This is a genomic window from Alloprevotella sp. oral taxon 473 str. F0040, from assembly GCF_000318095.2.
Classification (GTDB): domain Bacteria; phylum Bacteroidota; class Bacteroidia; order Bacteroidales; family Bacteroidaceae; genus Alloprevotella.
Genome location: NZ_KB290702.1, coordinates 104,264 through 121,258 on the forward strand (window position 1 = coordinate 104,264; position 16,995 = coordinate 121,258).

The window sequence follows — 16,995 nt, forward strand, 5'->3', positions numbered from 1 at the left end:
CCATGACTCACCTTATGAACATCCCTTAGTGAGAAGTAAATATGCCCAAAAAGGCAATGATAGATTTGGGTGTTTCTCCCTTTACTGGCAATAGCTTAGCACAACAATGCTCGTTTCTTAGACTAAGATAGCCATGAGAAACGAGCATACAAGAAAAAACGATTCGTGATGAAGGGCCTAAGCTCCCAACAAAGCAGCACCAGCTCCGATCATCAAAAAGATAAGCAGCAGTATCACTCCTAACAAAGAAAGCACAAAGCCTGCAATCGCCAGACCTCGTGGGCTTTTCAACATCCCTATAATAGAGAGGATCAAACCTAAAGGCCAAAGGATAATACACAGGAAATTGACGAAAGGAATGAAGCCCAAGACCATATTGACCAGAGTAACCACAAATCCAGCCGTACCTATGCCATTGCTTCGGCGTGGTTGAGGATAGGGAACACCATAAGGTGGAGGGGCAGGCGCACCATAAGGAGTTTGAGCGGCAAACTGCGGTTGTTGGGGAGTCCCAAAATAAGGCTGTCCGCCATTAGGCTGCGATGATTGAGAATGAGCATCGCTATTCTGCACAGAAGCTGTAGAAGAATTTGCAGTCTCCTGCGCAATCTCTTTGTCGAGTTCAGACATAATAAAGACTAAGTTTACAAAATTACAGACACAAACATAGCGATTTCTCACTACACTTGGCCTTTTTCGTTCATTTCTCTCTGCAAATAAGAGCCTATCTTATAGGATAAGCCTTTTAACTCTTACGAATACCGCCCTCTTCGAGTACGATTTTCTTTTCGCGATAGAGTGTACCCACTGCGCGCTTGAAGGTCTTTTTGGACACCCCAAAACGAGCGGAGATGTCGTCGGACGAAGATTCGTCAGTGAAAGGCAGGAAACCCTCTGGGGCAGCTTGGAGTTCTTCGTAGAGCACTTCAGCAAAGTCACGAAAACGACTCTTGCCCAAGCGCTGCAACGACACATCAATGCGACCATCGGGACGGACATTTACCACAGTTCCACGCAGGCGATCGCCCGTCTTAGGCTCTGGGGCGAAGAGTTGGTCGTTGTAGACAAGCCCCGCATGGCAATTGTCTACGATGACCTTAAGACCTAATTCCGTGCGCTGCCAAACGAGAAGGTCTACTTCCTCACCACGGTGATAATAATGTTCGCGAGCAGGACGAAGATGCTTGTCAATTTTGGCCGTAGCCATGAGGCGACCAGTCTCTTCGTCGATGTCAACAAAGACAATGTAGCTTTCTCCCACCTCCATGGTGCGCTTTTGCTGACGGAATGGCACAAAGAGGTCTTTCATCACTCCCCAATTCAGGAACGCACCATGCTCATTCACCCACGCAACTTCCAAGTAGGCAAAATCTCCCACCATAGCTAGTGGCTGCTCTGTGGTGGCAACGAGCCGCTCCGACTGGTCGAGATAGACAAAAAGTTCGAGCGTGTCGCCCGGTCGCATGGACTTCGTCACATAAGCTTTGGGGACTAGGATCTCACCTACTTCACCACCATCCACATAAGCACCATGGTCGGTGAATCGGGTGATGGTAAGGGGGTTAAATTGTCCGATATTGATCATAAAAAGATGGGATTATTCAGCAAGGTTTTGGGGATAGTCTGACATAGGGACAGTAAGATGCAGCACAGCGGTTGCTTCCGCATCTGTTGTAGCATGGTTATCTTCGTCCGCCTCTAAGGATGCTGCACCAGTCTGCTGCACTTCTGTGGTGGCATCATCAGAGATTCTGCCATCGACCATGTGAATGCAGCGGTCGCACTGCTGTGCAAAAGCCTCATCGTGAGTGACAATGACAAAGGTCTGTCCGAGGTCACGCCGTAGTTGGAAGAAGAGTTCCTGCAATTCTGCACGATTTTTGGAGTCGAGTGATCCCGTGGGCTCGTCGGCAAAAATGATGTCAGGCTCATTCATCAAGGCACGCGCTGCAGCTACACGCTGTTTTTCACCTCCAGAGAGTGCCGCAGGTTTATGCTCTGCTCGATCTTCCAATCCCATATAAGCCAAGAGTTCGGCGGCACGTTGGCGAGCATCACGCTTAGAAGTCCCTGCTATGAGGGCAGGCATCATGACATTTTCAAGCGCGGTAAACTCTGGGAGGAGCTGATGAAACTGAAATATAAAACCTATGTGGGCATTTCGGAAATGTGACAAGGCAGATGACGACAGACGAGTCACATCGGTGTTGGCAATAGTCAGTGTGCCTTCATTGGGACGATCGAGCGTGCCCATGATTTGTAGGAGCGTAGTCTTACCCGCTCCCGAAGGACCAACGATACTCACCATCTCGCCTTGTTGTATGTCGAGATCTATACCTTTGAGCACTTCGAGAGTGCCAAAGGATTTATGGATATTTCTAAGAGAAATCATGTGCAGTGTCAGCTTTCAAAACCTTTTTAGTCTATTGATATTACTGCGAATTTACTCATTTCTCGGGAGGTGGTCGCATTTTAGTTCATTTTTCTTGAGCATGCTAGAGTTTTTCGAGGGCTAGACTCAGAAATATGGGGCATGCTTAATGTAATTACCTCTGAACTTTCTACCTTTGCGGTAACATTTAAGTTAGCAGTGACATAAACATATCCATCCTAATCCAGAGATCATCCTATGCAAGATTTTGTGGCCATCGACTTTGAAACAGCAAATAGTGAGCGAAGCAGTGTTTGCTCTGTGGGTATCGTGGTGGTGCGCGAGGGAGAAATTGTCCAAAAGCAATATGCTTTGATTCAGCCCGAACCGAATTATTACAACTTTCATAATACACGCGTACATGGGTTGTCGGCTAAAGACACAGAAAACGCAGCAGTGTTCAGCAGAGTATGGGAAGATATTGCGCCACTCATAGGCGATCTCCCCTTGGTAGCGCACAATAGTGCCTTTGACGAGAGTTGTTTGAAAGCCGTTTTTCGGGTATATCAGATGGATTATCCAGATTATCCCTTCTTCGATACCTTGAAAATGGCGCGCAAAGCTCTTCCCAAGCTAGAAAACCACCAGCTCCACACAGTTGCTGCGGAGTGTGGCTATGATTTGACGCAACATCACCACGCTTTGGCCGATGCCGAGGCTTGCGCTTGGATAGCTCTGCAATTAGGATAACGGACTATATCTAAAGTATATCACCAACATCGAGGATGGAATCCGATAAGAAATCCTCAATACGACAAAAGATGGAGCCAAATGGTTCCATCTTTTGTCGCTTCCTTGTCACAAGGATTAAGGAGAAAAAACTATTATTGGATTCTATCTCAGAACAATATGAGTTCGCGCGCTCGCATTGTCAGCTGTAGCACAGACACATCTTGTTGAAAGATTCCTCTACTGCTCTCTATATCCATGCTTTTAAGTATCTTGTTTTGCCAAGCAGTCGGGACAAACTCCCCGATAGTACAAATCAGCAGTTTCGATAGCGAACCCCTGTGGTGCGGTGGGAGGAGCAGCCAAAAGTTCAGAGGGAGACTCAATATTGAAGATACGTCCACACTGATGGCAAAGGAAGTGAGCATGCGGCTCAGTGACCCCATCGAAATTAGCATTTTTGCCATCAATGGTGAGCATGCGCACCACCCCATGCTCCATGAGCAGGCGGAGGGTGTTGTAAACAGTAGTTTTAGAAAGCGTAGGGATGTGATCCACCAAGGCTTGATAAATCTCGTCTACGGTGGGATGTCCCATTTGTTGCAGTAGATATTGCATCACAGCCACGCGTTGCACGGAGGCTTTCACGCCGTGTGCCGTGAGATAGTCGTAGACCTCTTTTTCTTGCATGGGGAGGGTATGTTATGTCTTAGGCAAAATTACTAATTCCTTTTGGGCGGAGCAAGCATCGCAAACGATTTTTTTGAATGGCAGCCAGAGGCCTTCAAAAGATATTACCTATGTGATGACCACTCAGTTGGCGTCACAAAACCGCAAGACTCAGTCTTTTTGATTCCTTATTATCTTTGGGTAAGTCCTGTTGTCAATGCCCTACTGGCGAACATCAATTCGTGGAAGTACAATCATCCAGCTGCGCATAGAGAAATAGCGTTCCAGCTGCATGGGAAGTTGGTCGAGATAGCGATGATGAGAGGGCATGCCTCGGCGTGCTGAGATAAACACAGCAAGATGATCGGAGCGCAATCGAGAAGCCAAGGGGAGGAGGTCGTCCCACGAAGTAAAGTCGTGATATTCCACCTCTGGCTTTTGTTTCGACGACTCCCAAATCTGTCGCAAAGCCTGCATAGTTTCGGGTGCACCATAAGCCGAGATGCGACAAGACAACTGCACGGACAGTGTGGCTAATCGGGCTGCCCAATGACGAAAACCAGGGTCGTATTCACCACGACGAGGCACTACGATGTGCATACGTCGCAGAGAGTGGATGGGCACCAACGGACGATAGACCATGATTTGCTGAGAGGCGGCATCGAAAAGGTCAGTAGCAAACTTGCCGAAGAAGGTGGCAGAAATAGATTTCTTTTGGTGAAGCCCTATGAGAATGTCCGTAGCCTCGTGCTCTCCAGCCGTGTGTACGATGCCCGTCACGGCATTTACTGACCGGCGGCAATGAGTTTGCATGCGCACCCCCACCGTAGCTGCCATCTTTGCAGCGTAGTCTAAGCCTTGTTGTGCTGTAGCTCGCTCTTCTGTATCGTCGGAAAGCACTACACTCACAGCTGTAAGTTGAGAAGTAGCCGAGGCACTACGTAACATCAATGCCATATTGGTCATCGGAATCACCATACGCGGATTAGCCAAAGCCACGACGAGGGAATCTTTCTCTTCTCGCTCTGCTGAAGCGGACAGCGTAGCTCCCGAAAGCATCAGGCGACGTGCAGCACGCTCGGTGAGGGCGGAAGCGATAATGCACGACCCAAGAATGAGCATCATGGCAGCTCCCACCACATCTTCGTTGAGGAGGTGTGATCCATCGGGCAATATGATTTCATACCCCACCATAGCAATGGCTAGCGCCGAAGCTGCACGCGCAGTACTCAAGCCTCCTACCATACTTCGTTCTATGGCTGAAAATTGCAAGGCACGCCCCACGAGTTGCGCTGCGAGCAGTTTACCAGCAGTTCCGATGAGAATCATGGCTAAAGCCATTGCTGCAATGTTCCATCCAGAAAGGAGGGTGTGGAGATTGATAATCATGCCCACACCTATCAGGAAGTAGGGGATAAAGAGTGCATTTCCAACAAATACTATTCGCTGCATCAAAGGGCCTACCGCAGGAATCTCCCTGTTTAACACAAGTCCTACGAGAAAGGCTCCAAGAATTCCTTCCATGCCCGCCCATTCCATAAGACCTGCTCCTAAGAAGACCAAGACCAGCACAAAGACATATTGCACCACCCCTTCATCGAAACGGCGGAAAAACCAGCGTGCTACCCACGGCATGGCTAAGAACAACCCTACAGTGACCAAGACCACACGCCCAAGAAGATACCAGATATTAAACTCTCCTCCATCGGGCTTATACATTCCCACAGCCACAGCTAGCACCACCAAGGTAAGCACGTTAGTAAGGATGGTTCCTCCCACAGCCATTCCCACTGAGCGATGACGCGCCAAGCCCCACCTCATCACTAAGGGATAGGTGAGTAAGGTATGCCCCGAATACATCGCAGCTACCAATATGGCAGCTGGAAGAGATAGGCCTAGTCCCCAGCGATTGACCAAGAAACCTAAGCCCATGGGGAGGGCAAAAGATATGGTTCCAAAAGCTAGAGCCCCCCAACGATAACGCTGCACATCGGTAAGGTTCATGCCCAGTGAAGCCAGAAACATGATGTAGTAAATCCCCACTTTACCGAAGATTTCAAAAGAGGCATCCCGAGAAAGCAGATACACGCCGTGTGGCCCTACCAGCATACCCGCCACAATAAGGCCAACGATAGACGGAATTTTGAGACGTTCCAGCACCATCGGGGTGAAAAGAATCAAGCCCAAGACGATGAGCACAATCCAAGTAGGGTTGGTTACGAGAGGTTCTGTGGGAAGGAACATAGAAGGATGGTGTAGAGATTTGGCATATTCACTGTAAAGAATGCAAGATTATACGTTGCAAACTATACATTTTCCAGCAAAGGAACAAAAAAAATGGCAAACTAAGCAGGTATTTCAAAGATAAATTGATACTTTTGCAGCATAAATAATGAATCTTCATGGGGGAAGGTATATCTATTGTATGAGGTTACTCATTATATATATAGGAAGGTACTCATATTATATATAGGTGTCTTCTGACCAACCTCCCTCCTTTTCATCCATATCTCTGACAATGAAAGTAGCCATCGTGGGCGCCAGTGGTGCCGTAGGCCAAGAATTTTTGCGCACATTGGCCGAGCGCAATTTTCCTATCGACGAACTTCGCCTCTTCGGTTCGAAGCGCAGTGCAGGAACTTCCTACAATTTTTGTGGGAAAGAAATTGTGGTGCGCGAACTCCGCCACGATACGGATGATTTCAAAGGCATTGACATCGCATTTACCAGTGCTGGCGCAGGCACTTCTAAGGAATTTGCTGCCGATATCACCAAATATGGTGCTATAATGATTGACAACTCTAGTGCTTTCCGCATGGACAATGACGTGCCGCTCGTGGTGCCTGAATGCAATGCGACCGATGCACTCGAACGTCCTCGCGGCATCATTGCCAATCCTAACTGCACCACCATCATGATGGTCGTGGCACTACAAGCCATTGAACGCCTGAGTCACATCCGTCGCGTACACGTTTCGAGCTACCAGTCGGCTTCTGGTGCTGGACAAGCTGCCATGGATGAACTCATGGAGCAACAGAAGGCACTAGCCAATGGGGAAAAGCCTCATGTAGAAAAGTTTGCTTACCAACTGGCCTACAACGTGATTCCGCAAATCGACCAATTCTGCGACAACGGCTATACGAAGGAGGAGATGAAGATGTACAATGAGACCCGCAAGATCATGCACAGCGACATCGAAGTAAGTGCCACCTGTGTACGCGTCCCCACGATGCGCAACCACGCAGAGTCCATTTGGTTAGAAACAGAAAGCCCCATCACTTTGGAAGCTGCTCGTGAAGCTATCGCAAATGGCGAAGGTCTGGTGCTCCTCGACAATCCTGCAGAGCGACAATATCCCATGCCCCTGCTTCTGGAAAGCTGCGACGAGGTCTATGTAGGCCGCATTCGCAAAGACTTGGCCCATCCCAATGGCTTGACACTTTGGTTGGTGAGCGATCAAATCAAGAAGGGAGCAGCCCTCAATGCCGTGCAAATCGCTGAGTGGTTGGTCAAAAATGACCCTTCTCTCGCAGGTAAATAGCCATTTACAACACTTTATGCAAGAATAAATAGGAAAAATCGTGGTACTTTACTACGATTTTTTCGGCTTTAACGTACAAAATCACCCTATTATTGCCCTCAAACGCGTTTTTTTCTGTAAAAACATTGGGCTATATAGCAAAAACTACTACCTTTGCAAGCACAAGACAAGGATATAACAGGTGAAAATCTCTTGATATTCTCTGAATTGAACGTTTTCTCAAGCCCAACAAGTAGTGTCAAAGATGGAGTCCCGATTTGACCTGACACAGCTGAGGATAGTTTTCTTCTGAAGAATTCAAGTCACCATCGGTTGCATGCACTTGGAAGTCCTTGTTCAACGACACGTCAATCTCCTTTTAGGCATCTCCCATAGCCACATTCATAGTTTTAGCAGGGCATAGCGGTTGCCTGTCTTCAGTGTCTCTCCATTAGCATTATCAGAACAACAAACTCAAAAATAGATATTATGCAATTCAAGTCTATCCTCGTAGCTGCCCTTGCTGCTTTTTCGCTCAGCGCAGCCGCTCAAGACGCTCCTAAAGAGAAGTTCCATCCTCACTGGACCCTTGGTCTTCAAGGTGGTGTAGGCTACTCTCATGGCGCGCACAAGAAGTTGGGTGACGTTATCACTCCCGCTGCTGGTTTCCACTTCGGCTACCAGTTCACCCCTGTCTTCAATCTCCGTGCACACGCAAGTGGCTGGGAAGGTAAGAATGGTTGGGACTATGACCACACTCCTCAAACTTACAAGTGGAACTACGTGACTGCTGGTCTCGATGGTATGTTCAACCTCTCTAACCTCTTCGCAGGTTACAACCCCAACCGTTGCGTTTCTCTTAACGCTTTCGTTGGTGTAGGTTACATCCACGGCTTCGACAACAAGGAAGCTCTCGATGCTAAGCGTCTTTCTCCCGATGAACTCCTCCTCGTTTGGAACAGCAACACACTCAACCTTCCTACTGGTCGCTTCGGTGCTAACGTAGACTTCCGTCTTAGCAAGCGCGTAAGCTTCAACGTTGAAGGTCTCGTGTCTGTGACTGACGACAAGTTCAACTCTAAGGATGGTAAAAACGTAGACTGGCAAATGAACCTCTTCGGTGGTTTCACCTTCCGTCTTGGCAAGCTCTCTACTGTAGTTCCTGTACCTGTAGTTCCTGCTCCTGTACAACCTGTTGAAGAACCTGTTGAAGTGCCAGCTCCTGCACCTGCTCCCGCACCTGCTCCTGCTCCTGTTAAGGCAGAACCTCTCACTCGCAACGTATTCTTCCTCATCAACTCAGCTAAGGTTCGCCAATCTGAAATGGTGAAGGTACAAGAAGTTGTAGACTTCCTCAACGCTAATCCTAGCGCTAAGGTAGCTATCACTGGTTACGCTGACAAGGACACTGGTAACAAGACCATCAACACTCGCCTTTCTAAGCAACGTGCTAACGCTGTGTTCAACGAACTCGTGAAGAAGAACATCCCTGCAAACCGCATCATCAAGGATGCTAAGGGTGACACTGTTCAACCTTTCAGCGTCAACGAAGAAAACCGTGTGGTTATCTGCATCGCTGAATAATCTTTTCTGAAACTGATTTTTCAGAGTTTCTCATAATGAGTCGCTCTCAATCGCAAGATTGAGAGCGACTTTTTTATTTTCTCCACCATGAAGGAGTGCATACCTTAAGAGAACAGCTTTGGGAAACTCGGGATTAGCTTCTGACACCTACTTATTGATGCTACTAATGACACTAATTTTCTCATCGCCTTCTCTACAATTTATACCTTGGTTCTCTAAAGAGATGCTCTCAAAACTAGCATAAAATCACTATTTCTGCATAAGACACAGCTCACTCATAGGCTTAGCCTCCACAGTCATTCTCTAACTCATGCACCCCCCACGCAAGCCCCCCTCGTCACTATCCGTTCGCGTGAGATCGGTCGCCCCCTCTGTTTGCCATTTTCTCCCAACAGCCTGTGCCATACGCTACTATGATGTCAGCAACGTAGCTGCGCCACGCGAAATTCTCGCACGCATCGAGATCTGAGATAGGTCGGGGGCCCTCTTTCCCTGCGCCATGGGTCATCCCATCCCCCTTGCTATAGCCTATAACGCCGTTTCTCCATAGCACGCCTCACATCTTCCCATAAAGTTGTTCAACCTCTCCTGCGTCGTGTATGGAGTTATCTCTTTCCCTCATGGGAAAACCTCCCAGGTCTCCACCAGAATATTTATCATCAATTCTCACACTTAGCCCTTTCTTTCGCTGGATTCCCTCAACACTCTCGACCTCCTGCCCCAAGAGCCCCTTGAGAGGTGGATAGAGCTGCGACATTGCTCCTGTTAGCACCTGTGTTTGGCTGGCGAGGGCACAAACATGTGTCTTGGCCTTTTGCAGGCAGCGGTCAGTGCTTCGTCGCGTGCCATCTGCTTTGAGCAGAAAGATGTGAGAACAGCACCATGGTAGCGGAACCGCGTGGGACGATTATATCCGCAAATACAGAGCTAAAGACCAGCCACAAGCGGCAAGAATAATATAAAAAAAGGAGAGTGTAGAGAAAATGTCGGAGATATTCTAAAAAATCTCCGAGTTTTTTCGGAAAATCTCCGAGAAAATTTGAAAGTTCTCCGAGAGTTCCTTTCTAACTAAAGCATTTTTCCTTTCCAAATGAGGAAGATGGCAATAAAAGAGTCAAAATACACAGCACTACGCCCTGTGGGGAGATGTAGACTGCGCGTGACTAGCGCACGAATCTTTGGGCTGCACTTGGGCATCATAAGGGGGAGACTCACTCTTGCCGATCTTTCACGCGCAAGTTGTCGATTTGCGTGCAATCAAAGACAACAATTCGTGGTGGAAATGAAACTAACGGCTCAGAAACTCAGTCTTTCGGTCACGATACACTAAGAGAGGAGAAAAGGTAAAGCACTACTGTTATGCTTTTGCTCCATCCGCAACGCGAACACGTGGCAGAGATTGCCTAGAAAAAGCAGTGGCAATGCTGCCCCCTTGCGATGTGGGCGTAGAGTTCTCGATGTGTCGGAATAAAGCGAACTCTAAGTTAGAGAACAGCTAAAGCACTAGCATAGAGGATTCTAGTATACTCATTCTGCAAGGCTTGCACATCCCATATTCTTTATTCGAATTTATTTAAATAAGTTCGCAAGATATACATCCTTTATACAAAAAAGTGGAGAAAATATCTATCAAGGAACAACAAACAAAGTACATTTTTTCACAAAAAACTAATTTAGACTACTTTTAAAGTCTCAAACAGACAACTGATAACTTCGGTATAGCTTCATAGTTTTCCTGCAAATAGCATAAGATTGTCGCATTTTACTGAAAAAGTCTCGAACAAGCCTGCTTATATCGCAAAAGACGTGTTCTTTCTAACTTAAAACAACACTACTCGTTTCCATGAACTCCGTTTGAAATTGCGCATAAAAAAAGAACTAAGTCCAATAAAGATAGCCTATTTTCGGTAATATTATTACGCTAAAAAGAGGTGAATAATCCCTAAATTCAGAGAGAAAGAAGAAAAATACAATCATGCATAAAATAATTGCTGATATATTTGGTCGTTTCACTAATAGTGCGTATATTTGCAATGTCAATAAGACAAAAGGGGATTTAGCTTACAAGCGATCCTCTCCTAAATTCGAGATAGTTTTTTCATCTCTATATAAGTTCTGTGAGGGAATGTTTCGTCGAGAGACGGGTCATTCCCATTTTTTTCGCTATAACTAGACGATTTATAGGCTATAAAAGAAAGTAGACTCGCAATAATGTGAGGAGACACAAAGTGCATCTTCGCTAATATCCACCTCTTTTCAAGAATAATCGCAGCAATCTTCCACATAGGTCTCCCATACATCTCTAAAAGCGCGAACAAATATTATCCACTTCTTAGCTCTGAATTCAAGAATTAGAGCGACATTTTCTTCTTACGAAGAATTTAACTACCCACCTCCACCATTGTCATTAGGACAAAAGACACATCACTCCATGGCTTTCGGTTTGGAATTTCATCCTCAACATCTCCTCTTCTTAATATTGAAGGAATAAGACCACCAATGTATATCCCATTTCTCTCTGATAAGTTGAATCATCTATCCCCAAAATGATGAAAGATAGAAGAAACTTGCGAAAACAGAGAAGAAACAAGAAGAAGACTTGTTCACCAAAACAGAAGGTTTAGGGTATTTTTTTCACATATGAGTCTCAAAACAGGGGGGGTGAACAATGACCAAGACATTTTTTTAATAGAAAAATGCGTACATAAACGGATTATTTACTATCTTTGTCGCAGCAAGCTGAAGTTATAAGAAAAAACGCATGAAACCAAGACACGAAAGAATAGAGGTGCTGCGCCTAATTTTGGCCAATACTGAGATAGGAAGCCAAGAAGCATTGCTCAAAGAACTAGAAGCAGAAGGATATAAGGTGACACAGGCCACACTCTCCCGTGATTTGCAGAAGTTAAAAGCCGCAAAAGTGGCTAGCATTGGCGGTTATCGCTATATTCTGCCCGATAATCCTCTGTATAGACGCAAGATTTCTGTGGAAGCTCCAGATTTCTTGAGAAACACGGGCTTTCTAGGCCTCGAATTCTCAGGCAATATTGTCGTGATGCACACTAGGCCCGGCTACGCGGCAGGCATCACTACAGAAATTGATGCGCAAAAACTCAATAGTATTTGCGGCACCTTGGCAGGTGACGACACAATTTTAGCCATCGTTCGTGAAGGAGCTTCACGACAACAGGTTATAGATGATTTATCTTTGGTACTCCCCGCTGTGAAAAACATCATACTATAGGTTTTCTAGAATCAGCAACTTATATGATGAAGTACTAATTTTCTCTTTTCAACATACAACAATCCCCTTCCACTAGGCTTTAGACCTTATGGAAGGGGATTGTTGTTGGAGGCTCTCTTCATGTACTTCTGCGAAAAAGAAGAAGAGACCTTGATTACTACAGGGATATCCTCTACTTAGTAGAGAGCATTATTCCTCTACTATTAGTGGATTCGAGCGGCAAGCTGAGCACGATATGCTTCCCAATCTGTGATAGGTTTGCGAGCGACACCACTTTCAACGGCGGCTTTAGCCACCGCGCAAGAAACTTCAACCACAAGACGTGAATCTACGGGCTTGGGAATGAAATAGTCTGCCCCAAACTCGAGATGATCTACACCATAAGCCTCCTTAACTGAGGCAGGAACTTCTTGGCGAGCAAGTTCTGCAATGGCACGCACTGCAGCTTGCTTCATGGGTTCGTTGATGGCTGAAGAGGCTGTGTCAAGAGCTCCACGGAAAATGTAGGGGAAGCCTAAGACATTGTTGATTTGGTTAGGATAGTCAGTACGGCCAGTGGACATGATGACATCAGGACGTGCTTCACGAGCATCATCATATGAAATCTCAGGAACTGGGTTGGCAAGTGCGAAAATGATGGGACGTTCTGCCATGGTGCGCACCATATCTTGAGAGAGAACATTGCCCTTAGACAAACCTACGAAGACATCTGCACCTTGAACAGCTTCTGCAAGGGTGCGCACATCAGTGCGCTGTGTGGCAAACTCACGCTTTTGCGCATTGATGTCAGTGCGATCAGCGGAGATAACTCCTTTAGAATCAAGCATAATAAGGTTGCTAGGCTTAAGTCCAAAGGCGATATAGAGGCGTGCACAGCTAATAGCGGCTGCACCTGCTCCATTCATCACTAGCTTCACATCCTCGATGCGCTTACCCGCTACTTCACAGGCATTGAGAAGGCCTGCACAAGAGATGATGGCTGTGCCGTGTTGGTCGTCATGCATCACGGGAATGTCGAGTTCTTCTTTCAGACGAGTCTCGATTTCAAAACACTCAGGGGCTTTGATATCTTCAAGGTTGATACCCCCGAATGTGGGAGCAATGGCTTTTACCACTTGGATGAAACGCTCAGGATCTTTCTCGTCAACCTCAATATCAAAAGCATCTACGCCAGCATAAATTTTGAAGAGGAGGCTCTTGCCTTCCATCACTGGTTTGCCTGCTACAGCACCTATATCGCCTAAGCCCAAGACGGCTGTACCATTAGAGATAACGGCTACTAGATTTCCTTTATTAGTATAGCGATAGGCATCGTCATTGTTCTTTTGAATCTCTAAACAGGGTTCTGCTACGCCCGGTGAATAGGCAAGAGAAAGGTCTGTTTGAGTGGCATGGGGTTTTGTAGGAACAACTTCAATTTTACCGGGACGCCCTTGTTCGTGGTAAGCCAGGGCTGCTTCTTTCGTGATTTTTGCCATAATCGTATGGTATATGTTATGATTTTAATAGGATAAATTCCGTGGATGCTGTCTGATAGTTTGGAGGTTTACTATAAATCTGATACTAAAAATAGTTGATGCAAGGCCCTTATAGGGAGCTATTTCCCATTACGATGGATTGCATGCGGATTCCTAACAAGAATATGCACACGGATATTAGGGCAAAGATACAATTTTCTCTGCAAACTACGTGCCTTTTGCTCTTTTTCTTGCCTGATGACTTGATGATTGCCATGATAGGTGGGAATTTACAAGGTGGTAGCTCCGTTTACGTTAAAGAAGCTCTGAATGCAGCTATGAAATTTAGGCTAGAAAAGTAATTACAGTAGAAGAATTATCTCTAAAAATGGCTTATTATCGGAAGGTGATGCGTAGAAAAAGCGTAAACGACAGGTCTGTTTGGTCAAAAAGATGGCTAGATGCTTGGGAAGCACAACGGAAATAGGTATCTTTGCCGTAGATTCATGTATTATCCTTAGTGATTCCTGTCGAGATGACAGCAAATAGTAAGGGCTGGCTTTGGCTGGGCATGGGTCTATGACAGACATACATAACATAACAAACATTTATTCATTCATTAAATTCTTACACAATGGCTTACATTATTAATGATGATTGCATTGCATGTGGCACTTGCATCGACGAATGCCCAACTGCATCTATCACTGAAGGTGAAATCTACGTTATCTCTCCCGAAACTTGCATTGACTGTGGTGCTTGCGCTGACGTTTGCCCCACTGGTGTAATTGCTCCTGCGGAGTAGTCATTTTAGAAAACTGAACTTTCTCGGACGAGAATACTGAGTGCTGACTCTCAGTGACTCATTCTTCTTGCGAAATCAGTTTTACTTTTCAAAAAAATCCCCACCATCGTTAGCACGATAGTGGGGATTTTCTTTGGCGGGGACCGTCCTTAGCTGAGGAAGAACAACAGAATGAGTTGTGCAACAAGGATACGTAAGAACATTGCGGGGAGATATACGGTGCTGTAACCTACTGCGGGTGCATTGTTACCGGCAGTCGTATTGGCAAAAGCCAAGGCAGGTGGATCGGTGTTGGCACCTGCTATGAGTCCCATAAGAGTGAAATAATTGAGCTTGAGCTTCCAGCGGCCGATAAGTCCACAGATAAAAATGGGAACTATGGTAATCAAGAATCCCATCCATACATAGTGGATGCCGTCTCCAGCCATTATGGTGCGCCAGAAAGAGGCTCCAGCTTGGATACCGACACTGCTAAGGAAGAGGATTAGGCCGACCTCACGCAACATCAAGTTGGCAGAAGTAGAAACATAGGTGTTGATGCGATAACGATGTCCAAAAGCACCTACGAGGATAGCAACAAAGAGAGGACCACCAGCCAAACCGAGTTTCACAGGAACGTCTACACCAGGGAACGGAATGGGAATTTGTCCCACCAAGAGACCAATAAGAATTCCCATGAAGAGGACTCCGACATTAGGATGATCGAGGCGTTCTACTTGTGAACCCAATACAGACTTAACTCGTTCAACATTTTCTTCTGTACCAGTGACTAGAACACGGTCACCTACAAGAAGAGGAAGATTTCGGTCTGCAAAGAGCTCCATGCCTCCACGAGTGACACGTGTGACATTCACACCATAGAGTGAAGATAAATGCAGCTGGGCAAGGCTTCGACCTGTGATTTCTTCACGAGTCACTACCATGCGGCGACTTACATATTGTACTGTGTCTATTTGCTCCTCATGACCTACTTCTGCTGTTTTACCCATGAGTTGGATGAGAGCTTCAGAATCCTGTTCAGAACATACGAGGTGAATACGCATGCCCATAGAAACTTCTGTCGTGGCATTGGGCACAACAAATTGTCCGTCGGGATAAATGCAACGAGTTACTACGAACTGACGCTTGAAGAAATTGCGGAGTTCTTCTAGTGTCTTGCCAACTACTGCTAGATTGCTGACTTCGATGATGAGGTGCTTGGGAGTGGTTTCAGGATGCGACTCGTTGCGTTGGCGAAGCTCCTCTTGTTCTTTTTCCAGAGAAATGCGAGCGATAAAACGCAAAGCAATTGTGGAGAGTATGATTCCTACAACACCCAAAGGATAGGCACAAGCATATCCATTAGCAATAGCAGGGACATTACACGTATCACCGAAAAGTTCGGGTAAAATGCTGTTGGCAGCTCCTAGTGAAGGGGTATTAGTTACTGCACCGCACATGACACCGACCATCATAGCCAGATTTCCCTTGTCGTGAGGTGTAGAGAAAATACCTGTGTTGTCAGCAAGGAAGAATAAACCTAGTGTCATTGCTACGTTCAGTAGCACTAGCAACACTGCCAAAAGGCTCATTCCGAGGCCTCCTTTGCGGAAAGCTTGGAAAAAGCTGGGACCTACCTGGAGTCCGATGCAATAAACAAACAAGATGAGACCGAGTTCCTTGACAATATCAATGATGTGTCGCTGATAAGCCACGGCTTCAGCTGGATTGTCATAGAGGAAATTCGTGCAAATGTGGCCTACAAAAATGCCAACAAACAACACCCAGGTTACACCAAAGGCGATGCCATTCTTTCTTCCGCCAATCTTCCATTGGCCAAAACGTACGCCTAGACTAATAACTAGCGCATAAATAATCAGCAAGTGCGCTGCACTTTTAGGGTCAGTAAGAAGTTTAATGATCCAGTCCATAGGGAGGTAAAAAAGTTTGCTAATTTAACATAGCAAATATAAGCATTTTATACGAACAAAACAAAGGTAATACTGAGAAAGTGGCTCAAATCGGAGAGTAAAACAGGACTCATGAAGATATATACCAAGAATATACATGAACAAAATCAGATACTTACTGAATAACTGAATTGTACCTGATAGTGCAATACACTCTGAGATTACTAAGCTAAGAGAGCTAACTCCATCGATACTCAATATAGGTCAAAGTGAAAGTAACGTCTTATCCTAAAAATACTGCAATCGTGTATCAAGCATCGTGTGCTATATCAAAGCAGATGGGAGCATGTGAACACGGTACAAGCTAATAAGCTGCGAAGACTAGTGTAAAGAACGAGAAAAACACAGGAACATTCCACTTAAAAAATTGATGCTAATAGGTACAAAAACGTAAGCCGCCCTTCTAAAGCTCTGTGGATGGCCAAACTAAATGCGACTATGAGAGTTCGTTAGCATTACAATACGAACTCGATTCAAGCACCATACTAACACGTTTCTAGCACAATACAAACAATATACAAGTACTATAAAACATGATACAAGTACAATACAAACAACACACAAGAACTACAAAAGACGAAACTAGTACAATACAAGTACTAGATAACATGATACAAGTACAATACAAACAATATACAAGTACAATAAACAGTCGATACTTGCACCT

At 45.8% G+C, this 16,995-nt stretch carries 11 protein-coding genes and 1 pseudogene; 5 read left to right on the top strand and 7 right to left on the bottom strand.

Annotation, left to right across the window (positions count from 1 at the left end; all coding sequences use genetic code 11):
• Positions 1 to 177: 177 nt before the first annotated feature.
• The 3 genes from HMPREF9999_RS10115 to HMPREF9999_RS00405 form a co-directional block, all read right to left on the bottom strand.
• Positions 178 to 630 (bottom strand): hypothetical protein, encoded by a 453-nt coding sequence (locus HMPREF9999_RS10115; RefSeq protein WP_009436253.1) that lies wholly within the window; start codon positions 628 to 630, stop codon positions 178 to 180.
• Between the two features lie 115 nt (positions 631 to 745).
• Positions 746 to 1,585 (bottom strand): S1 RNA-binding domain-containing protein, encoded by an 840-nt coding sequence (locus HMPREF9999_RS00400; RefSeq protein ID WP_009436254.1) that lies wholly within the window; start codon positions 1,583 to 1,585, stop codon positions 746 to 748.
• Between the two features lie 12 nt (positions 1,586 to 1,597).
• Entirely contained in the window at positions 1,598 to 2,392 is a 795-nt protein-coding gene (locus HMPREF9999_RS00405) for an ABC transporter ATP-binding protein (RefSeq protein WP_009436255.1), read from the bottom strand.
• 237 nt (positions 2,393 to 2,629) lie between these two features.
• On the opposite strand from HMPREF9999_RS00405, the gene HMPREF9999_RS00410 reads away from it, so the two are divergent.
• Complete coding sequence (locus HMPREF9999_RS00410; protein ID WP_009436256.1) at positions 2,630 to 3,121, top strand: 3'-5' exonuclease; 492 nt, start codon at positions 2,630 to 2,632, stop codon at positions 3,119 to 3,121.
• 243 nt (positions 3,122 to 3,364) lie between these two features.
• On the opposite strand, the gene HMPREF9999_RS00415 is transcribed toward HMPREF9999_RS00410, so the two are convergent.
• Both HMPREF9999_RS00415 and HMPREF9999_RS00420 read right to left on the bottom strand, forming a co-directional pair.
• Positions 3,365 to 3,790: a Fur family transcriptional regulator gene (locus HMPREF9999_RS00415; RefSeq protein ID WP_009436258.1), complete on the bottom strand. Its 426-nt coding sequence runs from the start codon at positions 3,788 to 3,790 to the stop codon at positions 3,365 to 3,367.
• Positions 3,791 to 3,991: 201 nt separating this feature from the next.
• Entirely contained in the window at positions 3,992 to 6,013 is a 2,022-nt protein-coding gene (locus HMPREF9999_RS00420; protein ID WP_009436259.1) for a cation:proton antiporter, read from the bottom strand.
• 274 nt (positions 6,014 to 6,287) lie between these two features.
• On the opposite strand from HMPREF9999_RS00420, the gene HMPREF9999_RS00425 reads away from it, so the two are divergent.
• The 3 genes from HMPREF9999_RS00425 to HMPREF9999_RS00445 all read left to right on the top strand — a co-directional run bounded on the left by HMPREF9999_RS00425 (position 6,288) and on the right by HMPREF9999_RS00445 (position 12,117).
• On the top strand, positions 6,288 to 7,310 hold the full coding sequence (locus HMPREF9999_RS00425; RefSeq protein WP_009436262.1) for an aspartate-semialdehyde dehydrogenase: 1,023 nt from the start codon (positions 6,288 to 6,290) through the stop codon (positions 7,308 to 7,310).
• 468 nt (positions 7,311 to 7,778) lie between these two features.
• Positions 7,779 to 8,873, top strand: a complete 1,095-nt coding sequence (locus HMPREF9999_RS00430) for an OmpA family protein (RefSeq protein WP_009436263.1) — start codon at positions 7,779 to 7,781, stop codon at positions 8,871 to 8,873.
• A 2,761-nt stretch (positions 8,874 to 11,634) separates the two neighbouring features.
• Entirely contained in the window at positions 11,635 to 12,117 is a 483-nt protein-coding gene (locus HMPREF9999_RS00445; protein ID WP_009436271.1) for an arginine repressor, read from the top strand.
• A 221-nt stretch (positions 12,118 to 12,338) separates the two neighbouring features.
• Here the strand turns inward: HMPREF9999_RS00445 and HMPREF9999_RS00450 are convergent.
• Positions 12,339 to 13,595, bottom strand: a pseudogene (locus HMPREF9999_RS00450) (malic enzyme-like NAD(P)-binding protein); the annotation flags it as partial.
• Between the two features lie 613 nt (positions 13,596 to 14,208).
• On the opposite strand from HMPREF9999_RS00450, the gene HMPREF9999_RS00460 reads away from it, so the two are divergent.
• Positions 14,209 to 14,379 (top strand): DUF362 domain-containing protein, encoded by a 171-nt coding sequence (locus HMPREF9999_RS00460; RefSeq protein ID WP_009436274.1) that lies wholly within the window; start codon positions 14,209 to 14,211, stop codon positions 14,377 to 14,379.
• A 149-nt stretch (positions 14,380 to 14,528) separates the two neighbouring features.
• On the opposite strand, the gene HMPREF9999_RS00465 is transcribed toward HMPREF9999_RS00460, so the two are convergent.
• A complete protein-coding gene (locus tag HMPREF9999_RS00465) occupies positions 14,529 to 16,289 on the bottom strand; it encodes a putative transporter (RefSeq protein WP_009436275.1) in 1,761 nt (586 codons plus the stop codon).
• Between the last annotated feature and the right edge of the window lie 706 nt (positions 16,290 to 16,995).